Origin of the sequence: Azonexus fungiphilus, assembly GCF_003634965.1 — a bacterium.
GTDB classification, from domain to species: domain Bacteria; phylum Pseudomonadota; class Gammaproteobacteria; order Burkholderiales; family Rhodocyclaceae; genus Azonexus; species Azonexus fungiphilus.
Genome location: NZ_RBXP01000016.1, coordinates 14780 through 34114, shown reverse-complemented (window position 1 = coordinate 34114; position 19335 = coordinate 14780). Strand labels below are relative to the sequence as shown.

Below are 19335 nucleotides of genomic sequence, written 5' to 3'. Positions count from 1 at the left end.
GCGCTGCTTTCATAATATCGGTCCATTCAAATTTTCCCATACGCCGATGCAGCATCTCGATCCCAACGCCGCTCACGCCTTCCTGCAGCAGACGCCGGAGGCCGTCCTGGTCGATTGCCGGACCGAGATCGAGCACATGTACGTCGGCCATCCTGTCGGCGCCGAGCATGTCGCCTGGCAGGAAGCGCCGGACTGGGAGATCGACCCGGATTTCGCGCGCAAGGTCGGCCGCCTGGTCAAGGGCGACCTGAGCCGGCCGGTGCTGCTCATCTGCCGCAGCGGCAGCCGTTCGATCTTCGCCGGCGAGGCGCTGGAAAGCGCCGGCTTTACGCAGGTCATCAACGTCGTCGAAGGTTTCGAAGGGCCGCTTGACGAAGATTTCCACCGCGGCACCCAGGGCGGCTGGCGCTTCCGCGGGCTACCCTGGCAGCAGACGTAGTTGGCGGTGGGCCAGCGCGGCCAGGCCGCCGGCCAGCATCAGCCCGGCCATGCCGGCCGCCAGGCTGAGCGTCGAACCCCATAGCGCCGGCGCGATCAGCGCCGCCGCTATGCCGTTGAAGCCCGACTGGAAGAAGGTCTGACAGGACGCCGCCAGGCCGCGCTGGCGGGCGAAAGGATCGAGCGCGAAGAGCGTCAGGCTGGGCATCGCCAGCGACATGCCGATGGTGTACACGAACAGCGGCGCGACGCTCCACGGCAGCCCCGGCGGCAGGCTCAGGTTGATCCCGAGGTTGAGCAGCGCGGCGCAGCTCATCGCTACGTAGCCAAGGGCGACCGTGCGCCCCGGCGAGATCCGCCCGGCAAGCCGGCCGGACAGCCAGGAACCGCTCATCAGGCCGAGCATCGCCGGGCCGAACAGCCAGAGGAAGGCGGTTTCCGGCAGCGCCAGGTGGCGCATCAGGAATACCGGCGCCGACAGCACGTAGATGAAGAACCCGCCGAAGTTGAGGGCCAGCGCCAGGCAGGCGCAGAGGAAGCGCGGCGAGCTGAAGACCTGCCGGTAGGCGCCGGCCAGGTAGCCCGGGCGCAGCGACTGCCGGCGCTCCGGCGGCAGGCTCTCGGGCAGCAGGCGCAGGCAGGTCAGCCAGAGGACCACGGTCGACAGCACCAGGAAGGCAAAAATCGAGCGCCAGCCGAACCAGGTCTGCAGCCAGCCGCCGATCACCGGGGCGATGGCCGGCGCCAGCGCGAACATCATCGTGATCTGCGCCATCAGCCGCTGCGCCTGGGCGCCGTCGTAGAGATCGCGGACGATCGCCCGGCTGACGACGATGCCGGCGCCGGCAGTGACGCCCTGCATCGCCCGCCAGAACCACAGCTGGCCGATGCTGCCGGCGAGCATGCAGCCGAGCGAGGCGACACCGAACAGCGCCAGCGCCCAGAGGATCACCCGGCGCCGTCCGAAGCGATCGGCGATGGCGCCGTGCCACAGCGTCATCGCGGCGAACGAGAAGAGGTAGGCGGAGAGCGTCTGCTGGACTTCGAGCGGCGTTGCACCAAGACGGTGCGAAATGTCCTCGAAGGACGGCAGGTAGGTGTCGATCGAGAACGGGCCGAGCGCCGAAAGGCAGGCCAGCAGTAGCGCGAGGCCGCGCGAGGAGGGGGCGGGTGAGGACATCGGTTCAGTCGCGGGCGAAACGCCGGTAGTGGATCGCTTCGGCAATGTGCGGGGCGCCGATGATATCGCTTGCGCCGAGATCGGCGATGCTGCGCGCCACCTTGAGCAGGCGGTGCCAGGCCCGCGCCGACAGGCCGAGGCGTGCCGCCGCCTGGTGCAGCAGCGCGGCGCCGGCGGCGTCGGGCTGGCAGCCGGCATCGATTTCCTGCGTCGTCAGGCGGGCGTTGGCCTTGCCCTGCCGTGCCAGCTGGCGGGCCCAGGCCGCCTCGACGCGCCAGCGCACCGCCGCCGAACTCTCGCCGTCGGCCTTGCCGGCCAGCGCTTCGGTTGGCAGTGCCGGTACCTCGATGACCAGGTCGATGCGATCGACCAGCGGCCCGGAGAGCTTGCCGCGGTAGCGGGCGACCTGGTCGGGCGTGCATTGGCAGCGGGCCTCGCCGTGGTAGCCACAGGGGCAGGGATTCATCGCCGCGACCAGCTGGAAGCCGGCCGGAAACTCGGCCTGGCGGGCGGCGCGGGCGATGTGGATGCGGCCGCTCTCGAGCGGTTCGCGCAGGGTTTCCAGGACCTTGCGGTCGAATTCGGGCAGCTCGTCGAGAAACAGCACGCCGTGGTGGGCCAGGCTGATTTCGCCAGGCCGCGGCGGATTGCCGCCGCCGACCAGGGCCGCCGCCGAAGCGGTATGGTGCGGGCTGCGCCATGGGCGTTCGGCGTAGCGCGCGGGGTCGAACTGGCCGACCAGCGACAGTACCGCCGCCGACTCCCGGGCCTCCTGGTCGGTCAGCGGCGGCAACAGGCCGGGCAGGCGGGCGGCGAGCATCGACTTGCCGGCGCCGGGCGGGCCGACCATCAGCAGCGAATGGCGCCCGGCAGCGGCGATTTCAAGGGCGCGGCGGGCCTGGCTCTGGCCGCGGACATCGGCGAGATCGGGGAAAATTGCCGGAATCTGACGGTCGACCGTCGCTGGCGGCGATAAATGCGTCGTCCCGGCGAGGTGGGCGCAGACGGCGAGCAGGGAGTCGGCGGCCAGGATGCCGCTGCTGCCGCTCAGTGCCGCCTCGCTGGCGCTGGCGCCGGGGAGCACGAAGCGGCGGCCGTCGCCGGCAGCCTGCAATGCCATCGCCAGGGCCCCGCGGACCGGGCGCAATTCGCCGGACAGCGACAGCTCGCCGGCGAATTCATGTGCGGCCAGCGCGCCGGCCGGAATCTGGCCGCTGGCGGCGAGGATGCCGAGGGCGATGGGCAGGTCGAAGCGCCCCGACTCCTTGGGCAGGTCGGCCGGGGCGAGGTTGATCGTCAGCCGCCGGGCGGGGAACTCGAAGCCGGAATTGATGATTGCCGCGCGCACGCGGTCGCGCGCCTCGCGCACCTCGGTATCGGGCAGGCCGACCAGGGTGACGCCGGGCAGGCCGTTGGCCAGATGCACTTCGACCGTGACCGGCGGCGCGGCGAGGCCGTCGAGTCCCCGGCTCAGCGCGACGGCCAGCGCCATGGCCGCTTACTGGCCGCTGCGGGTTTTTTCCAGCGCCTCGACGCGGGCCTCGAGGGCCTGCAGGCGTTCGCGGGTACGCGCCAGCAGCTGCGCCTGGATGTCGAACTCCTCGCGGGTGACCAGGTCGAGCTTGCCGAGCAGGCCGCCAAGCATTGCCTTGGCGTTCTTCTCGATGTCGCGGGCCGGCGAGTTGGCGAGCAGGGCGCTCATCTTGGCGCCGAATTCTTCGAGGGTCTTGGGATCGAGCATGATTTCCTCCGTGGGTGCGGGAGTCTAGCACAGCGGTATTTCCCGCCATTTTCCGCTTCGCTCGCCGCTGGTGCGTGACGTTCTGTAACTGCACCGCATTGGTGCCCGATGTCGGTGCGTGGCTTGAGAATAATTGGCCAATTGTTTGATTTTGATCAATAAAAAGATGTTGGCACGGCTCCTGCTCTGCTGTGCTGCACAAAAGATCGTTTTCGTTTTATCCACTTTTCTCACAGGAGAGACACCATGAAGAAATCCTTGATCGCCCTGGCCCTGGTTGGCGCCTTTGCCGCTCCGTCGGCCGTTCAGGTCGCCGCTGCCGCCGAAGAAGCCAGCCCGCACACGATCACCGGCAACGTCACGCTGGCCAGCAGCTACCGTTTCCGCGGCATCGACCAGACCTTCGGCAAGCCGGCTCTCCAGGGTGGCATCGATTACTCGCACGCCAGCGGCTTCTACGCCGGCAACTGGAACTCCAACGTCTCGTCGGGTGCCGGTTTCCCTGACGGCAACCTGGAAATGGACTTCTACGGCGGCTACCGCACGACCTTCGGCGACTTCGGCCTCGACCTCGGCGCGATCCTCTACTACTACCCGGGTTCGGAAGGCGGCGTCCTCGATGCCCGCGCCGATGACGACTCGGTGACCAACAAGGAAATCTATCTGGGCGCTTCCTGGAAGTTCATCTCGGTCAAGTACTCGTACTCGATCGACGACTACTTCTCGCTGCGCGGCACTGCCAACAACGCCGGCAAGAGCACCAAGGGCACCAGCTACCTCGAAACCAACCTGAACTACGACCTGGGCGATGGCTGGGGCGTCAATGGTCACATCGGCCACCTGAGCGCCAAGAACATCCGCAAGGGCAGCTACACCGACTGGAAGGTCGGCGTGACCAAGGATGTCAGCGGCTGGGTGTTCGGCCTGTCGTATATCGATACCAACGCCGCCGGCAGCTGCACCAAGGGCGAGTTCTACTGCTTCACGAATTCCAACTCCGCGGAAGCCGGTGCCCTGGACGTCGGTGACAAGACCAAGGACGCCGGTCGCGGTATCGCCGTCCTCTCGGTCACCAAGTCCTTCTGATCCAACGATAGCGTTCCCGTCGCCAGGCTGTTCGGCGGCGGGAGCAGCGACAGGTTTTAACCAGATAGGGGAACACTCATGAAGTTCGTTACTGCCATCATCAAGCCGTTCAAGCTTGACGAAGTGCGTGAGGCGCTGTCCGCCATCGGCGTGCAGGGCATCACGGTGACCGAGGTCAAGGGTTTTGGCCGTCAGAAAGGCCATACCGAGCTGTATCGCGGTGCCGAGTACGTCGTCGACTTCCTGCCCAAGGTCAAGCTCGAGGCCGCCGTCAAGGCCGAGCAGATCGACCAGGTCATCGAAGCCATCGAGAAGTCTGCCAGCACCGGCAAGATCGGTGACGGCAAGATTTTCGTCTTCGACCTCGAACAAGTCGTTCGCATCCGCACCGGCGAAACCGGTGGCGATGCCCTGTAAGGAGCCCTGACATGAAATACCTTCTTTCCGTGCTCGCCCTGATCGGCGCGGTGTCCTTCGGGGCGCCGGCCTGGGCCGAAGAGCCGGCCGCCACCACGGCGGTCGTCGAAGCCGTTGCCGCGGTCGCCGAAGCAGCGGTCGCCGCCGTCGAACCGGCCGCCGCGCCGGCCCCGGTGCCGAACAAGGGCGACAACGCCTGGATCATGGTCTGCGCCGCACTCGTCATCCTGATGTCGATCCCCGGCCTGGCGCTGTTCTACGGCGGCCTGGTCCGCGCCAAGAACATGCTCTCGGTGCTGATGCAGGTGTTCACCGTCTTCTCGCTGATCACCGTGCTCTGGGTCATCTACGGCTACTCGCTGGCCTTCACCGAAGGCAACGCCTTCTTCGGCACGCTCGACAAGCTGTTCCTCAGCGGGGTGACGGTCGAATCGGTCGGTGCCACCTTCTCCAAGGGCGTGGTGATTTCCGAGCTGATCTTCGTCGTCTTCCAGGGCGCCTTCGCGGCCATCACCTGCGGCCTGATCGTCGGTGCCTTCGCCGAGCGCGCCAAGTTCGCGGCGATCCTGGTCTTCATGGTCATCTGGTTCACCTTCTCCTACATCCCGATGGCGCACATGGTCTGGTACTGGGCCGGTCCGGATGCCTACATCGATGCCGCCGCGGCCGAAGCCGCCGGTGCCACCGCAGGCTTCCTGTTCCAGCACGGCGCGCTCGACTTCGCCGGCGGTACCGTCGTCCATATCAATGCCGCAATCGCCGGCCTGGTCGGTGCCTACATGATCGGCAAGCGTACCGGCCTGGGTAGCGTGGCCATGGCTCCGCACTCGCTGACCTTCACGATGATCGGCGCTTCGCTGCTGTGGTTCGGCTGGTTCGGTTTCAACGCCGGTTCGGCGCTCGAAGCCTCCGGCGGTTCGGCCCTGGCGATGGTCAACACCTGGGTGGCGACGGCTGCTGCCGCACTGTCCTGGATGTTTGCCGAGTGGATCTTCAAGGGCAAGCCCTCGATGCTGGGTGCTGCTTCCGGTGCCGTCTCCGGCCTGGTCGCGATCACCCCGGCCGCCGGTTTCGTCGGCGTCATGGGTGCCATCGTCCTCGGCCTGCTGGCCGGCGTGATCTGCCTGTGGGGTGTCAATGGCCTGAAGCGCCTGCTCGGTGCCGATGACTCGCTCGACGTCTTCGGCGTCCATGGCGTCGGCGGCATCCTCGGTGCGATCCTGACCGGCGTCTTCGCCGATCCGGCCCTCGGCGGTACCGGTGTCTACGACTACGTCGCCAACGCCGTCGCCCCGTACGACATGACCGCTCAGGTGATTGCCCAGACCAAGGGTGTCGTGACCTGCATCGTCTGGTCCGGCGTGGTCTCCTTCATCGCCTACAAGCTGGTCGATATCGTCATCGGTCTGCGCGTGCCGGAAGAAGACGAACGCGAAGGCCTGGACCTGACCTCGCACGGCGAAAGCGCCTACCACCACTGATCGGATTCGTAGTCTCTCTCCCTTACGGGCACCCTCGGGTGCCCGCTTTTTTCGGGAGGCGGACCGGCCAGAAAAAAACCGCCTTCCGGCGGTTTTTTCATTGGTCGAGGCGGCCGTCTTACTTGATCAGCGGCAGCAGCGCGCGGAATTCGTCGGTGCCGCCGCGTTCGAGCCACTCGAAGAGGACCATCTCGGTGCTGACCACCTGGCCGCCGGCCGCACGCACGCGCTCGCAGGCAAGCTGGCGGTTGGCCGGGGTGCGCGACGAGGCAGCGTCGGCGACCAGGCAGACGGCGAAGCCGGCAGCGATCAGGCCGAGCGCGGTCTGCAGCACGCAGACATGGGTTTCCGCGCCGGTCAGGATGACCTGGCGGCGACCGCAGGCCTGCAACAGGTCGAGGACACCGGGTTCGGCGGCACAGGAAAAATGCGTTTTTGCGAAAATCCGGGCGTCGACCGCGGCATCGCGGATTGCCGCGACGCTGGGGCCGAGGCCCTGCACGTAGTGTTCCGAAACGAAGGCCGGGATGCCGAGGCGGCGGGCACCGTCGAGCAGCCGGACGCTGTTGCGGGTGATCTCGTCGGCCTCGAAGATCGCCGGAGCGAGCTTCTCCTGGATGTCGACGACGAGCAGCAGCGAATCGTTGCGGGAAATCAGCATCAGCGGAAGACCACCGTCTTGTTGCCGTGCACCAGCACGCGGTCCTCGAGATGGTAGCGCAGGCCGCGGGCGAGCACCGTCTTCTCGATGTCCTTGCCGTAGCGGACCATGTCTTCCGGCGAATCCGAATGGTCGATGCGGATCACGTCCTGCTCGATGATCGGACCGGCGTCGAGTTCGCTGGTGACGTAGTGGCAGGTCGCGCCGATCAGCTTGACGCCGCGCTGGTAAGCCTGGTGGTAGGGCTTGGCGCCGACGAAGCTGGGCAGGAAGCTGTGGTGGATGTTGATGATCCGGCCGTTCAGTGCGTCGCACAGTTCCGGCGAGAGGATCTGCATGTAGCGGGCGAGGACCATGGTGTCGCCGCGCACATCCTCGAAGATGCGCTGGATCTCGGCGTAGGCGGCGGCCTTGTTGTCGGCGTTGACCGGCACGTGGATGAAGGGAATGCCGTGCCATTCGACGAAACCCTTGAAGGTGTCGTGGTTGGAGATGACGCACGGGATCTCGATATCGAGCTCCTTCGACTGCCAGCGCGCGAGCAGGTCGTAGAGGCAGTGCTCCTGCTTGGAAACGAGGACGACGACGCGCTTCTTCACCGCGCTGTCGTTGATCCGCCAGTCCATCGCCAGCGGTTCGGCGATTTCGCGGCGGAAGCGGTCGCGGAACTCGGCGAGCAGGAAGGGTAGCGAATCGGCCTTGATCTCGATGCGCATGAAATAGCGACCGGTCAGGTCGTCCGCATGGAAGCTCGATTCGAGAATCCAGCCGCCATGCTCGGCGATGAAGCCGGAAACGCGGGCGATGATCCCGACCTGGTCGGGGCAGGAAGCGGAGAGGGTGTAGAACCGGTCGCGATGCATGGCGGTCAGGCGGCCTTGGCGAAAGCTTTGTCGATTTCGGCGCGCAGCGCGTCGTAGTCGCGCACCACCGGGAACTGCGGGAATTCGCGGACGACGTTTTCCGGCGGATGGAAGAGGATGCCGCCGTGGGCTTCGCCGAGCATTGCCGTGTCGTTGTACGAATCGCCGGCAGCGACGATGGTGAAGTTCAGTTCCTTGAAGCGCTTGACCGCTTCCTGCTTCTGGTTCGGCATGCGCAGGTGGTAGTTGACCAGCATGCCGGCGGCGTCGGCTTCCAGCGAATGGCAGAACAGCGTCGGCCAGCCCAGCTGGCGCATCAGCGGATGGGCGAATTCGTAGAAGGTGTCGGAGAGGATGATCACCTGGTAGTCCTCGCGCAGCTGGTCGAGGAAGGCGCGGGCGCCCTGCATCGGGCCCATTTCGGAGATCACCTTCTGGATGTCCGGCAGACCAAGCTTCTTTTCGCGCAGGATGTTCAGCCGGTAGGTCATCAGCGTGTCGTAGTTCGGCTCGTCGCGCGTCGTCCGCTTCAGTTCGGGGATGCCGGTACGCTCGGCGAATTCGATCCAGATTTCCGGAACCAGGACCCCTTCGAGGTCAAGACAGACGATTTTCACGGTCAACTCCCTGTGGCGGCGAAAAAAGCGCGATTTTACCCGATTATGCCGGGCTTATTTCCGCTTCCGGCCGCGAAAGGTAATAGCCCTGGGCGTAGTCGACGCCGAGTTCGCGCAGGATCGCCAGCGTTGCCGCATCGCCGACGAACTCGGCGACGGTCTTCTTGCCGAGGCCGCGCGCCACCTCGACGATGGCGCGGACGAAGACCTGGTCGTTGGGGTCGCTGGCCAGGTGACGGATGAACATGCCGTCGATCTTGAGCACGTCGGCCGAGAGCTGCTTGAGATAAGCGAAGGACGAGAAGCCGACGCCGAAGTCGTCGAGGCAGACGGTGCAGCCGAGTGCCCGCAATTCGCGGATGAAGAGCTCGGAATCGGCGATGTTGGCGAGTGCCGCCGTCTCGGTCAGCTCGATCAGCAGGCGCGCCGGTTCCACGTGGAACGCGGCCAGTGTCGCCCGGATCGAGGCGGCCAGTCCGGGTTCGTCGAAGGAACGGGCGGAGATGTTGATCGCCAGCGCCGCCGGGGCGTCAGCGGCGGCCAGCTTGCGGATCGCGTGGCCGATTACCCAGCGGTCGATGTCGACGATGCGCCCGTTCTTCTCGGCGGCGGGGATGAAGGCGCCGGGCATCAACAGCTGGCTCGGGTCTTCCGGGTCGATCATGCGCACCAGCGCCTCGTGATGGACGATTTTCCCGGTCTGCACCGAATGCACGCCCTGGTAATGCAGGACCAGGCGCTGTTCGTCGAGCGCCCGCTGGATGCGTTCGTTCCAGCCGAGCTGGTGGAGCATCCGTTCGGGGTCGTCGAGTTCCGGCCGGTAGGTGCGCCAGCAGTTCTTGCCGCCGGCCTTGGCCTGGTACATCGCCGCGTCGGCGTGGGATACTAGGCTTTCGCGCTCGCCGCCGTGCTCCGGGTAGAGCGCGATGCCCAGGCTGATGGTCAGGCCCAGGCGGCGGCCGTCGAAGTCGAAACCGAGGCCGCGGATGCCGCCGACGATGCGTTCGGCCAATGCCTGTGCGGCATTGCGGTCGGCGCCGGGGGCCAGGATGACGAACTCGTCGCCGCCGAGCCGGGCGAACAGTTCGTCGGCGCGGACCAGGCGACCGACCGTCAGCGCCGTCTGGACGAGCACGCTGTCGCCGGCGCGATGACCGAAGCTGTCGTTGATCGTCTTGAACTCGTCGATGTCGAAATAAAGCAGGGCGCCGAGTTGTTCGCCGCCGCGGCCGCCCTGGCCGAGCGTCTTGTCCAGTGCCGCCTCGAAGCGGGCGCGGTTGGCCAGGCCGGTGAGCGGGTCGCGTTCGGCCATGAACAGCAGGCGTTCGGCCAGTTCGCGCTGGGTCAGTTCGGCGGCCTCGAGTTCTTCCATGCGTGCGTCGAGGGCGCTGCCCATGCTGTTGAAGGCGGCGACGACGCGGCCGATGTCGTCGTCGCCGCCGCCCTGCAGCGGATGGAAGCGGCGGCCGCTGGCCAGTGCCCGGCTGGCCGCCGAGAGCGCGGTCAGGTGGCGGGTCAGCCAGAGCGCGACGCCGCCGAGGACGAGCGTCGTCAACAGGATGCCGAGCAGCGCCAGCAGGATGTTCTGGGTCAGGATCTGGTGGCGGGCCTGGTTGATGAATTGCAGGTCGAGGCCAATCAGCAGTTCGCCGTATTCGCGCTCGCCGATCTGCATCGCGATGTGGAAGTCGAGTCGTTCCGGGTCGGCTGCCAGCGCCTGCAGGAAGGCGTGCGGACTGTCGCCGGCCAGTGGCGTCGCCGAGGCCGAGGCGATCCGGCGGCCTTCCTCGTCGAACATCACCAGGTAATCCATGCCCTGCATCTGGCGTGCATCCTCGAGGATCTCGCCGACCGCGGCGAAATCGTGCTGGGCCATCGCCGGCGCCAGCGCGGCGCGCAGCAGGCGGCTGGCCTCGGTGCGCCGCAGTTCGAATTGCTGGAGCAGGTGGCTTTCGGCCAGGCGCTGGCTGTTCCACAGGATGGCCGTGATCATCACGACCTCGACGATGACCGTCAGGATGATCAGGCGGCTGCGCAGCGAGCCGGGCAGGCGGGCGATCATCCGGGCGTGGCGGCGTGCAGCAGGCGACGGGTTTCCGGCAGCGCCCGCTCGAGCAGCGCCCGGTCGTCGGCATTGACCGGCCGGTAACCGCCCTGGCCGGTGCTGCTGAAGAACTCGCGGCCGGCGGCGCTGGCCTCGAAGACCAGCAATGCCTTGCGTACGGCGTCGACGGTTGCTGCGGCGAGGCCCGGGCGGGCGATGTAGAACTGCCCGGGAATCACCGCGATTTCCCGCCAGACCAGCGTCCGCTCGCGGATGTCGGGGGGCGCCAGGCGCAGGCTGGTGGCGTTGACCAGCGCCGCGCGGGTCTTGCCGATGACCGCGTTCTGGAGCGCGCTCGAGTGCGAGACGGTATTGATGAAGTGGTAGTCGCGGCCTTCCTGCAGGCCTTCGGCGGCCAGCACCTGGCTGCCGATGATGGCCAGCAGCGCGCTGCGGTCGTTGATCGCGATGCTGCCGCCACGCAGGTCGCGGCTGCTGTGCAGCGGCTTGTTGCTGGCGCTGACGATGACGCCGCGGATCGGTTCCTTGTGCACCAGCAACGGCTGGTAGCCGTAATCGCTGATCGCCAGCCAGGCATAGTGCGGCGGGCTGATGACCAGGTCGTAGCTGCCGTTGCGCAGGTGCTGGAAGAAGTCCTGGTAATCGGTCGCGGTGCGTAGCTGGACCGGCCGCTGCAGCGTCTGCTCGAGGCTGTGCGCCAGCGCCTCGTGCGTGTGCAGCAGGGTGCGCGTGCTCAGGTAGGGCATCAGTCCGACGGTCAACGCCTCGCCGCTGCCGTTTTTCGCCAGCGCCGGGGCGCCGGCCAGCAGCAGCGCCGGGGCGAGGCTGAGGTGGCTGAGGAAGCGGCGGCGGGCGGGGGTCATGGGCGGCAATTATATAACCGCATCCCGGGTGCGGTTATTGGCCGTCCGGCGACGGCAGCGCCTCGAGGGCTTCGTGCAGTTCGAGCCAGCGCAGTTCGGCGGCGTCGATCTGCTCGCCAAGCGTGCTGGCCTGGCGGTGCATTTCTTCGCTTTTTGCCCGGTCGACCGTGACATAGAAGTCGGGATCGGCGAATTGCGCGTCGAGTGCTGCCTTCTCCGCCTGCCATTTGGCCAGCTTGCGGTCGATCTGCTCGATTTCCTTGCTTAGCGTGCGCCGCTGGGCGAGCAAGGCCTGCCGGCTGGCCTTGGCGTCGGCGCGTTGCTGCAGGCGCTCGCTCTTCTCGGCAGCGACCTCCGGTGCTGCGGTCTTTTCGGCACTGCGCTGTGCCGCCAGCCAGGCGGCGTAGTCGTCGAGGTCGCCGTCGAAGGGCGTCGCCCGGCCGTTATCAACGAGCAGCAATTCATCGGCGCAGGTGCGCAGCAGGTGGCGGTCGTGCGAAACGACGACCATGCCGCCCTCGAATTCCTGCATGGCGAAGGTCAGTGCTTCGCGCATTTCCAGGTCGAGGTGGTTGGTCGGCTCGTCGAGCAGCAGCAGGTTGGGCCTGGTACGGATCAGCAGGGCCAGCGCCAGCCGTGATTTCTCACCGCCGGAGAAGGGTTCGATGGCACGTGTCGCCATCTCGCCGCGGAAGTCGAAACCGCCCAGGTAGTCGCGCAGCTCCTGTTCCGGCGTCAGCGGTTCGAGGCGTTGCAGGTGCTGCAGCGGCGATTCGTCGGGGCGCAGTTGTTCGAGCTGGTGCTGGGCGAAGTAGCCGATGTTGAGCGCCTTGGCTTCCTTGCGCTCGCCGCCTTGTTGCGCGACGGCACCAGCCAGCAATTTGATCAGCGTCGACTTGCCGGCGCCGTTGCGGCCGAGCAGGCCGATGCGGCAACCCGGGCGCAGCGTCAGCGTGATGTTGTCCAGAATCCTGCGGTCGACGTAGCCGGCACCGGCATTCTCGATGACCAGCAGCGGATCGGGCAGGCTTTCCGGCTCGCGGAAGCTGAAGTGGAAGGGCGAGTCGACGTGCGCGGCGGCGACGATTTCCATGCGTTCGAGCATCTTGACCCGGCTCTGCGCCTGGCGCGCCTTGGTCGCCTTGGCCTTGAAGCGCTCGACGAAGCGGGTCAGCTTGGCGATCTCGCGCTGCTGCGCGGCGAAGGCCGATTGCTGGGCGGCCAGGCGGGCGGCCTTGGCGCGTTCGTAGTCGGAGTAGCCGCCGCTGGTCAGCGTCAGCTTCTGCTGGTCGATGGCGATGATCTGGCCGACCACGGCGTCGAGGAAGTCGCGGTCGTGCGAGATCAGCAGCAGCGTTGCCGGCGTCGTCTTCAGCCACTGTTCGAGCCAGAGCACGGCGTCGAGGTCGAGGTGGTTGGTCGGCTCGTCGAGCAGCAGCAGGTCGGCGCGGCAGGAGAGGGCGCGGGCGAGGTTGAGGCGGACCCGCCAGCCGCCGGAGAAATCGGCAACCGGCCGGGCGAAGTCGGCGTCGGTGAAGCCGAGTCCGTGCAGCACCTCGGCGGCGCGGGCCTTGGCCGAATAGCCGTCGATGTCGGCGTAGCGGGTGTGCAGGTGGCCGATCGCCTCGCCGTCGCCGCGCGCCTCGGCCTCGGCCAGTTCGCGTTCGACGCGGCGCAGTTCGAGGTCGCCGTCGAGCACGAAATCGAGCGCGGCGTCGGGCAGCGCCGGGGTTTCCTGGGTGACGCGGGCGATCTGCCAGCTGGCCGGGATTTCGCAGTCGCCGGCTTCGGCGTGCAGTTCGCCGGCGAGCAGCGCGAACAGGCTGGATTTGCCGCAGCCGTTGGCGCCGACCACGCCGACCTTCCAGCCGGGATGGATCTGCAGGTTGGCGTCGACCACCAGGGGGCGGGCGGCGCGGGCGAAGGTGAGTTGGCGCAGGGCGATCATCAGGGGCCGAATTATAGCGGCGGGCTGCTAGAATTCCCGCATGATCAAGCAGATTCGCGTCGACCAGCTGAAACCGGGCATGTTCATCCATGACCTCAATTGCGGCTGGCTCGATCACCCCTTCCTGACCAACGCATTTCATGTGCGTGACATGGCGACCGTCGACAAGATCGTCAAGCTGGGAATCCGCGAGCTCTACATCGATACCGTCAAGGGCGCCGATGTCTGGGAAGCGCGCACCCAGGGCGAGGTCAACGCCGAACTCGAGCGCCGCCTGCAGGAAATCGCCGAGAAGCGCTCCGAGCGCCCGATCGAGGTCGACGTCAAGGACGAGGCGGCGCGCGCCCGCCGGCTGCAGGGCGAGGCCAACAAGATCGTGCGCAACATGATGGACGATGTCCGCCTCGGCCAGCAGGTCAATGTCGAGCGTGTCGAGCCGCTGGTCGAGGGCGTCGTCGATTCGATCTTCCGCAACCAGGACGCGCTGCTGCCGCTGGCCCGGCTGAAGAACCACGACGACTACACCTTCCAGCATTCGGTCAGCGTCTGCGCGCTGCTCGCCGCCTTCGGCCGGGGCATGAAGCTGGACAAGGCGGTGATCCGCGAGCTGGCACTCGGCGGCCTGCTGCACGATGTCGGCAAGGCGCGCATTCCCGACCGCATCCTGAACAAGCCGGGCAAGCTCAACGTCGACGAGTTCGAGCACATGCAGCACCACGTCGACGAGGGCGTGCAGTTGCTGCGCGAATCGGGCGGTGTCAGCGAGATCGCGCTGCAGGTCACCGCCCAGCATCACGAACGCTTCGACGGTTCGGGCTATCCCGGCGGCCTGGCCGGCCAGGGGCTGTCGCTGTACGGCCAGATGGCCTCGATCGTCGATGTTTACGACGCGATCACCTCGGAGCGCGTCTACCACAAGGGCATGGCACCGACGCAGGCGCTGAAGAAACTGCTCGAGTGGAGCAGCCACCATTTCGACCCGCAACTGGTGCAGGCCTTCATCCGGGCGATCGGCATCTATCCCAGCGGTTCGCTGGTGATGCTCGAGAGCAAGCGGCTCGGCATCGTCCTAGAGCAGAACGAGGGCAACCTGCTCGAGCCGGTGGTCCGGGTTTTCTACCATGCCGGGCAGAAGCACTACATCCCGCCGGAAATCATCGACCTGTCGAAGTTCCAGCAGGATCGCGTGGCCAGTTTCGAAAGTTACGAAAAATGGAATATCGACCCTCAACAGTGGTTGCCGGGCTGATCCTCGCCCTGCTGGCGGTGCCGGCACTGGCCGACGAGGCCGACTGGCAGCGCCGCCTGGAGCGCGCCAGGTCGATGCAGGACGAGGCGCAGCAACGGCAGAAGGCGGCCGACGCCGAGTTCGAGCAGCGCAGCCTGGCCTGCCAGTCGAAGTTCATGGTCAGCGGCTGCGTGGACGATGCCCGCAAGGCGCACATCGCGGTCACCCGCGAAACCCGGCAGCTGCGCATCGACGCCGATGCCCTCGAGCGCGAGGTCAAGCGCGAACAGGTCAAGGTACGCGAGCAGGAACGCGCTGCCGCGGCCGAGGTGCGCGAGCGCGACCTGGCCGAGCGCGAGCGGCGCATTGCCGGCGAACGTGCCGCGGCCGAGCAGGCCCGCCAGGAGGCGGCCGCGGCCAAGGCCGAGAAGGCTGCCGCCGGCGCCCGGCGCAAGGCCGAGCAGGCCGAGGCGCATCGGCGCAAGGTCGCCGATCACGAAGCCCGGGTCGCCGGGAAGAAGGCCCGCGCCGCGGCGCGCAGCGGCGGCGACTGAGGCCGCGGGCGGGCGTCCGGTGATCCGCAAGATAGCCATCGCCCAGCTGGTTCCCGGGATGTTCGTCGTCGACGTGCATCGTCCCTGGCTGGCGCACCGTTTCTGGCGGACCCGCTTCCGCGTTCGCGACAGCGAGCAGATCGACCATCTGATCGACGAAGGCATCAGCGAAGTCAGCATCGACACGACACGCGGCCTCGATCTCCCGGCGCCGCCACCGCGGCCCTTGCCGGCCGAGGGCATGGTTCGCCTGCCGCCGCGTTTCGGCGCCCCGGACAGCGTCTCGCTCGGCGAGGAACGACGGCGTTCGGCACGGCTGCTCCAGGAAGGCTGCCGCATGCTCGACGAGCTCAACCAGGCGGCCCGGGGCGGCCAGCGGGTCGAAGCCGGCCGGCTCGAACCGCTGGTCACGCGGATGATCGAGTCGATCGCCCGCAACCCGGATGCGCTGGTGCCGCTGGCCCGGATCAAGCGCCACGATGCCTACGACAACGGCCATGCCCTGGCGACGGCGGCGCTGATCGTCGCCCTCGGCCGCCAGCAGGGCGTTGCCGCGCCGGAGGTCGAGAAGATGGCGATCGGCGCACTGCTCAAGGACATCGGGCTGGCGGCCATCGACGCCCGGGTGATCGGCAAGCAGGGGCACCTGTCGCATGCCGAGTACGCAATCGTGCAGAGCCATGTGGAGGAAGGCCTGGCCGTGCTCGAGGCGACCTCCAGCCTGCCCGAGACCACCGTTGCCGTCGTCCTCGAACACCATGAACGCTACAACGGCGCCGGCTATCCCTACCGCATGGCCGGCGACGAGATTTCCCTGGCAGGCCGGCTGGCCGCGATCGTCGATACCTACGACGCGATGACCTCGGACCGCCCCTATCGCGCCGCGCTGTCGCCGACGGTGGCGCTACGCCAGCTCTACGAGCAGGGCGGCAGCCATTTCGATCCGGCCCTGGTCGCCGGGCTGGTGCGCACGCTCGGCATCTATCCGGTGGGTACGCTGGTACTGCTCGAAAGCGGTCACCTGGCGGTGGTCGAGCAGGAGCATCCGGCGCAGCCGCTGCAGCCGGTGGTCAATGTCATCTACCACGCCGGCCGGCGCCAGTACTGCGCGCCGGTACAGGTGGACCTGGCCCGTAAAGTGGGTAATCACTACGGCCAGATCGTCCGTGCCGAAAGCTTCCAGCGCTGGGGGCTTAGTCCGGAGCGCTGGCAACCTGCCTGATCAGCCGGGCGATCGGCGTCGGCACTCCGGCGCTCGCGGCGGTTGCCAGTGGCAGCCACTCGCGGCCGGCTTCGGCCAGCGCCGACGGCGCTGCCACGCGGCACAGCACCGGCGCCAGGGTGAGCCGGAAATGGGTGAAGGCGTGCTGCAAATCCGGCAGTTTCCGGCAGTCGACCGTGACCAGTCCGCGTGCCGCCAGGACCTCGTCCGGCTCGCCTTCCGGCGGTACCAGCAGGCCGCCCCAGAGGCCGCTCGGCGGTCGCCGCTCGAGCAGCAGGCGAGTGCCGTCGGTGATCAGCACGAAGGTCGAGCGGCGCTCGGGCACGGGGGCGCGCGGCCGGGCTTCCGGCAACTCCTTCTGGCGTCCTTCGCGGCGCGCGACGCAGCTGTCGGCGAAGGGACAGGCCGGGCAGTGCGGCGTGCCGCGCGTGCACAGGGTGGCGCCGAGGTCCATCAGGCCTTGCGTGTAGGCTTCGATGCCGGTTTCCGGGAGCAGGCTTTCGGCGAGTTGCCAGAGTTTACGGTCGACTGCCGTGGCGCCGGGAAAACCGGCGATGCCGAAGACCCGGCAGAGCACGCGCTTGACGTTGCCGTCGAGGATCGCCGCCCGCTCGCCGAAGCTGAAGGCGGCGATGGCGGCGGCGGTCGAGCGGCCGATGCCGGGAAGTTCGGTGAGGCCGGCCGCGGTTTTCGGGAAAAAACCGCCGTGGACCGTGACAATCTGCTGGGCGCAGCGATGCAGGTTGCGCGCCCGGGCGTAGTAGCCGAGGCCGGCCCAGTGTTCGACGACGCGCTCGATCGGCGCCGCCGCCAGCGCACCGACATCGGGGAAACTGGCCAGGAAGCGCTGGTAGTAGGGAATCACCGTCGCCACCTGGGTCTGCTGCAGCATGATTTCCGACAGCCAGACCCGGTAGGGGTCGCGGCTGCCCTGCCAGGGCAGGTCGTGGCGGCCGGCGGCCTGCTGCCAGGCAATCAGGCGTTGGGCAAAGCTTTGTTCTTTCGGCAAATTTCGTCTCGACGCGGGAAGCGGGAGCCGGGATAATACGGCGTTTTTTCCGTAGTGAATGCCATGACCCAGCCGCAAACCGATACCCGCGCCCTGCGCAATGCCCTTGGCCGCTTCGCCACCGGCATCGCCATCGTCACGGCGATCGATCCCGATGGCCACCCGGTCGGGCTGACGGTCAATTCCTTCTCGGCGGTTTCGCTGCAGCCGGCGCTGGTGCTCTGGTGCCTCGACAACGGCTCGCACAATCTCGAGGCCTTCCGCAAGGCCAGCCACCACGCGATCAACATCCTCGCCGCCGACCAGCAGGATCTCTCCAACCGCTTCGCCACCTGGCCGACCGACCGCTTCGCCGGCCTGCCGTGGCAGCCGGGCGTCGGCGGCGCGCCGGTCTTCCCCGGTTGCTGCGCCAGCTTCCAGGTGGCCAACGAAAGCGCCCTGGCCGGCGGCGATCACACGATTTTCGTCGGTCGCGTCGAGCAGTTCGCCGAAGCGCCGGCGCTGGCCCCGTTGCTCTTCCACGGCGGCCAGTACCGCACGCTCGCCGACGCCTGACGCCGGCCGCTCAGGCGACTTGTGCCGCCCGGTCCGCAGCGCGGCGACGCGGTGGATTGGCCGGAATCGGGTGATGCCCGACGCCTTCGTCGCTGGTCCATTGCACCAGCGCCTCGCGGATCAGGCGCGCTTCGCCGGTACTCAGTTCATCGTTGGCCAGGACGACCCGCATCATGCCGCGCAGCAGCGTCTGCTGCAGGAAAGGCAGGCTGATCTCGGCGAGCACCTTGGCCAGGTCGCCGGCGGTCAGCCGCTGGTCGAGCGTCCGCGTCATCGAACCGCCTAGGTCGAGATCCTGGTAAAGCTCGTGAATCACCGCATCGATCAGCGTGCTGTCGATGCCCAGTGCCTGCAGGCAGTCATCCTGCTCGATCAGTGCGTATTCGGCCTGGTCGGCGACGCCGTCGATGAGCATGCCGAGGGCGACGACGCGGGCAATCGCGCGGGGGCTGTTGGGCGGGTAAGGGCGCATTCCGGACTCCTGTTCCAGTGGTTGTCGATGACCGCCCCGGCGGGGCTGGCAAGGCGTTGGTCCGCCGCTGCCACCAGGGGTTCCCGGCTGATACCGACTGCTACGCGCTGGGCCAGCAGTGTTACAAAGCGCAACCGAAAGATGCGCGCGCAATCCTCAGGCCGACATTGAATTGCCGGTCGACTCGGCATAGAATCGCGTCCTTGCCGCCCGGGCGGGCGTCGTATAGTGGCATTACCTGAGCTTCCCAAGCTCATGAGGAGGGTTCGATTCCCTTCGCCCGCTCCAGAAATTTCGGCCGTCCCCGATTTGCCAGTAAAAAAGCCAACCGCTCGGGTTGGCTTTCGCTTTTTCGCCGGCCGGTTTTCAGCGCGGGCGGGGCTTGCCCTTGGCCAGCGGCTTGCGCTGACGTTGTCCGGGGCGGGCCTGGCTGGTTTCCGGCTTCGGCTTCGGGACCAGCAGGTTCTTGGCCGGTCCGGCCGCCGCGGCCCGGTGGGCGAGGATGGCGGCACGCAGGTCGGCGGCGGCGACGGAGATCGCCGGGGCTTCCTCGGCTGGCCGGTAGGCACCGAGCAGGCCGCGCAATTCGAACAGGCGCTGGGCGTGATCGCCCTTGCGCGGCAGGATCTCGATCAGCCCTTCGGCAGCCGGGCTGAGCCCGATGCCGCCGGCGGCAGCCACCAGCAGGCCGGCCGTGCCGAGGCGGGCGAAGGCTTCGGCCAGTTTTTCCTCGCCCGGGACGTTGCCGTTGACCAGGTCGATGGCGGCGACGATTTCGCCGGTTTCGGCCGGGCGGCGCTTGGCCGCCAGCGAGGTGGCGAGCAGGAGGAGGACGTCGACGTCGTGCAGTGGGGACATGGTGTGCCTTTGCCGTGGGTGGATGGGCGGGCATGGCAACGCCGGCCCGCGGCCGGGAGTTTAGTGCCGAATCGGCA

20 protein-coding genes and 1 tRNA gene are annotated in these 19335 nt (G+C 67.5%); 9 read left to right on the top strand and 12 right to left on the bottom strand.

Going from position 1 to position 19335, the window contains the following annotated elements; all coding sequences use genetic code 11:
* Positions 1 to 46: 46 nt before the first annotated feature.
* The gene (locus DFR40_RS11220) at positions 47 to 439 is read left to right on the top strand and encodes a rhodanese-like domain-containing protein (protein WP_121458596.1); all 393 of its coding nucleotides are present in this window, start codon (positions 47 to 49) and stop codon (positions 437 to 439) included.
* Here the strand turns inward: DFR40_RS11220 and DFR40_RS11215 are convergent.
* Genes DFR40_RS11215 through DFR40_RS11205 form a run of 3 tightly spaced genes read right to left on the bottom strand, consistent with a single transcriptional unit; the run spans position 419 to position 3359 of the window.
* Positions 419 to 1618, bottom strand: coding sequence for a multidrug effflux MFS transporter (locus DFR40_RS11215; protein WP_121458595.1), 1200 nt, complete (start codon positions 1616 to 1618; stop codon positions 419 to 421). The genes DFR40_RS11220 and DFR40_RS11215 overlap by 21 nt on opposite strands.
* A gap of 4 nt (positions 1619 to 1622) precedes the next feature.
* Positions 1623 to 3110 carry a YifB family Mg chelatase-like AAA ATPase gene (locus DFR40_RS11210; RefSeq protein WP_121458594.1) on the bottom strand — a complete coding sequence of 496 codons (1488 nt, stop codon included), beginning with the start codon at positions 3108 to 3110 and terminating at the stop codon, positions 1623 to 1625.
* Positions 3111 to 3116: 6 nt separating this feature from the next.
* Positions 3117 to 3359, bottom strand: a complete 243-nt coding sequence (locus DFR40_RS11205) for an accessory factor UbiK family protein (protein ID WP_121458593.1) — start codon at positions 3357 to 3359, stop codon at positions 3117 to 3119.
* 246 nt (positions 3360 to 3605) lie between these two features.
* Between DFR40_RS11205 and DFR40_RS11200 the strand changes: the two genes are divergently transcribed.
* The 3 genes from DFR40_RS11200 to DFR40_RS11190 all read left to right on the top strand — a co-directional run bounded on the left by DFR40_RS11200 (position 3606) and on the right by DFR40_RS11190 (position 6343).
* Positions 3606 to 4445, top strand: a complete 840-nt coding sequence (locus DFR40_RS11200; RefSeq protein WP_121458592.1) for a TorF family putative porin — start codon at positions 3606 to 3608, stop codon at positions 4443 to 4445.
* Positions 4446 to 4523: 78 nt separating this feature from the next.
* Positions 4524 to 4862, top strand: coding sequence for a P-II family nitrogen regulator (gene glnK, locus DFR40_RS11195; RefSeq protein ID WP_076091116.1), 339 nt, complete (start codon positions 4524 to 4526; stop codon positions 4860 to 4862).
* An 11-nt stretch (positions 4863 to 4873) separates the two neighbouring features.
* Positions 4874 to 6343 carry an ammonium transporter gene (locus tag DFR40_RS11190; protein WP_121458591.1) on the top strand — a complete coding sequence of 490 codons (1470 nt, stop codon included), beginning with the start codon at positions 4874 to 4876 and terminating at the stop codon, positions 6341 to 6343.
* Between the two features lie 118 nt (positions 6344 to 6461).
* On the opposite strand, the gene DFR40_RS11185 is transcribed toward DFR40_RS11190, so the two are convergent.
* From DFR40_RS11185 to DFR40_RS11160, 6 genes are read right to left on the bottom strand one after another with little or no spacing between them, the layout of a single operon-like run.
* Positions 6462 to 7004 carry a hydrolase gene (locus DFR40_RS11185; RefSeq protein ID WP_121458590.1) on the bottom strand — a complete coding sequence of 181 codons (543 nt, stop codon included), beginning with the start codon at positions 7002 to 7004 and terminating at the stop codon, positions 6462 to 6464.
* Positions 7004 to 7867, bottom strand: coding sequence for a formyltetrahydrofolate deformylase (purU, locus tag DFR40_RS11180; RefSeq protein WP_121458589.1), 864 nt, complete (start codon positions 7865 to 7867; stop codon positions 7004 to 7006). The genes DFR40_RS11185 and purU overlap by 1 nt, the downstream gene beginning before the upstream one ends.
* Before the next feature lie 5 nt (positions 7868 to 7872).
* Positions 7873 to 8484, bottom strand: a complete 612-nt coding sequence (gene thrH, locus DFR40_RS11175; RefSeq protein ID WP_121458845.1) for a bifunctional phosphoserine phosphatase/homoserine phosphotransferase ThrH — start codon at positions 8482 to 8484, stop codon at positions 7873 to 7875.
* A gap of 43 nt (positions 8485 to 8527) precedes the next feature.
* Entirely contained in the window at positions 8528 to 10546 is a 2019-nt protein-coding gene (locus tag DFR40_RS11170; RefSeq protein WP_121458588.1) for a putative bifunctional diguanylate cyclase/phosphodiesterase, read from the bottom strand.
* On the bottom strand, positions 10543 to 11412 hold the full coding sequence (locus DFR40_RS11165; RefSeq protein ID WP_121458587.1) for a phosphate/phosphite/phosphonate ABC transporter substrate-binding protein: 870 nt from the start codon (positions 11410 to 11412) through the stop codon (positions 10543 to 10545). The genes DFR40_RS11170 and DFR40_RS11165 overlap by 4 nt, the downstream gene beginning before the upstream one ends.
* A gap of 34 nt (positions 11413 to 11446) precedes the next feature.
* Positions 11447 to 13360, bottom strand: a complete 1914-nt coding sequence (locus tag DFR40_RS11160) for an ATP-binding cassette domain-containing protein (RefSeq protein WP_121458586.1) — start codon at positions 13358 to 13360, stop codon at positions 11447 to 11449.
* A gap of 40 nt (positions 13361 to 13400) precedes the next feature.
* Between DFR40_RS11160 and DFR40_RS11155 the strand changes: the two genes are divergently transcribed.
* Genes DFR40_RS11155 through DFR40_RS11145 form a run of 3 tightly spaced genes read left to right on the top strand, consistent with a single transcriptional unit; the run spans position 13401 to position 16364 of the window.
* Positions 13401 to 14609 carry an HD-GYP domain-containing protein gene (locus DFR40_RS11155; RefSeq protein ID WP_121458585.1) on the top strand — a complete coding sequence of 403 codons (1209 nt, stop codon included), beginning with the start codon at positions 13401 to 13403 and terminating at the stop codon, positions 14607 to 14609.
* Positions 14573 to 15142 (top strand): hypothetical protein, encoded by a 570-nt coding sequence (locus DFR40_RS17160; RefSeq protein WP_170160209.1) that lies wholly within the window; start codon positions 14573 to 14575, stop codon positions 15140 to 15142. Before DFR40_RS11155 ends, DFR40_RS17160 begins: the two co-directional genes overlap by 37 nt.
* 19 nt (positions 15143 to 15161) lie before the next feature.
* On the top strand, positions 15162 to 16364 hold the full coding sequence (locus DFR40_RS11145; protein WP_170160208.1) for an HD-GYP domain-containing protein: 1203 nt from the start codon (positions 15162 to 15164) through the stop codon (positions 16362 to 16364).
* Here DFR40_RS11145 and mutY read toward each other — a convergent pair.
* Positions 16336 to 17373: an A/G-specific adenine glycosylase gene (gene mutY, locus DFR40_RS11140; RefSeq protein ID WP_121458582.1), complete on the bottom strand. Its 1038-nt coding sequence runs from the start codon at positions 17371 to 17373 to the stop codon at positions 16336 to 16338. The two genes, DFR40_RS11145 and mutY, sit on opposite strands and share 29 nt — an antisense overlap.
* Before the next feature lie 63 nt (positions 17374 to 17436).
* Here mutY and DFR40_RS11135 point away from each other — a divergent pair, with 63 nt between their 5' ends.
* The gene (locus DFR40_RS11135) at positions 17437 to 17928 is read left to right on the top strand and encodes a flavin reductase family protein (RefSeq protein ID WP_121458581.1); all 492 of its coding nucleotides are present in this window, start codon (positions 17437 to 17439) and stop codon (positions 17926 to 17928) included.
* A gap of 10 nt (positions 17929 to 17938) precedes the next feature.
* Here DFR40_RS11135 and DFR40_RS11130 read toward each other — a convergent pair whose 3' ends face one another.
* Complete coding sequence (locus DFR40_RS11130) at positions 17939 to 18400, bottom strand: hypothetical protein (RefSeq protein WP_121458580.1); 462 nt, start codon at positions 18398 to 18400, stop codon at positions 17939 to 17941.
* Positions 18401 to 18614: 214 nt separating this feature from the next.
* Here DFR40_RS11130 and DFR40_RS11125 point away from each other — a divergent pair.
* A tRNA-Gly gene (locus tag DFR40_RS11125) sits at positions 18615 to 18688 on the top strand.
* A gap of 78 nt (positions 18689 to 18766) precedes the next feature.
* Here the strand turns inward: DFR40_RS11125 and DFR40_RS11120 are convergent.
* Positions 18767 to 19258 (bottom strand): hypothetical protein, encoded by a 492-nt coding sequence (locus tag DFR40_RS11120; protein WP_121458579.1) that lies wholly within the window; start codon positions 19256 to 19258, stop codon positions 18767 to 18769.
* Between the last annotated feature and the right edge of the window lie 77 nt (positions 19259 to 19335).

Coding starts and splice junctions, on each gene's coding strand:
- DFR40_RS11130 (WP_121458580.1), bottom strand. CDS start 18,400: ATGCGCCCTTACCCGCCCAACAGCCCCCGCGCGATTGCCCGCGTCGTC.
- purU (WP_121458589.1), bottom strand. CDS start 7,867: ATGCATCGCGACCGGTTCTACACCCTCTCCGCTTCCTGCCCCGACCAG.
- DFR40_RS11190 (WP_121458591.1), top strand. CDS start 4,874: ATGAAATACCTTCTTTCCGTGCTCGCCCTGATCGGCGCGGTGTCCTTC.
- DFR40_RS11135 (WP_121458581.1), top strand. CDS start 17,437: ATGACCCAGCCGCAAACCGATACCCGCGCCCTGCGCAATGCCCTTGGC.
- DFR40_RS11205 (WP_121458593.1), bottom strand. CDS start 3,359: ATGCTCGATCCCAAGACCCTCGAAGAATTCGGCGCCAAGATGAGCGCC.
- DFR40_RS11120 (WP_121458579.1), bottom strand. CDS start 19,258: ATGTCCCCACTGCACGACGTCGACGTCCTCCTCCTGCTCGCCACCTCG.
- DFR40_RS11165 (WP_121458587.1), bottom strand. CDS start 11,412: ATGACCCCCGCCCGCCGCCGCTTCCTCAGCCACCTCAGCCTCGCCCCG.
- DFR40_RS11155 (WP_121458585.1), top strand. CDS start 13,401: ATGATCAAGCAGATTCGCGTCGACCAGCTGAAACCGGGCATGTTCATC.
- DFR40_RS11185 (WP_121458590.1), bottom strand. CDS start 7,004: ATGCTGATTTCCCGCAACGATTCGCTGCTGCTCGTCGTCGACATCCAG.
- DFR40_RS11160 (WP_121458586.1), bottom strand. CDS start 13,360: ATGATCGCCCTGCGCCAACTCACCTTCGCCCGCGCCGCCCGCCCCCTG.
- DFR40_RS11200 (WP_121458592.1), top strand. CDS start 3,606: ATGAAGAAATCCTTGATCGCCCTGGCCCTGGTTGGCGCCTTTGCCGCT.
- DFR40_RS11215 (WP_121458595.1), bottom strand. CDS start 1,618: ATGTCCTCACCCGCCCCCTCCTCGCGCGGCCTCGCGCTACTGCTGGCC.
- DFR40_RS11220 (WP_121458596.1), top strand. CDS start 47: ATGCAGCATCTCGATCCCAACGCCGCTCACGCCTTCCTGCAGCAGACG.
- glnK (WP_076091116.1), top strand. CDS start 4,524: ATGAAGTTCGTTACTGCCATCATCAAGCCGTTCAAGCTTGACGAAGTG.
- DFR40_RS11210 (WP_121458594.1), bottom strand. CDS start 3,110: ATGGCGCTGGCCGTCGCGCTGAGCCGGGGACTCGACGGCCTCGCCGCG.
- DFR40_RS11170 (WP_121458588.1), bottom strand. CDS start 10,546: ATGATCGCCCGCCTGCCCGGCTCGCTGCGCAGCCGCCTGATCATCCTG.
- DFR40_RS17160 (WP_170160209.1), top strand. CDS start 14,573: ATGGAATATCGACCCTCAACAGTGGTTGCCGGGCTGATCCTCGCCCTG.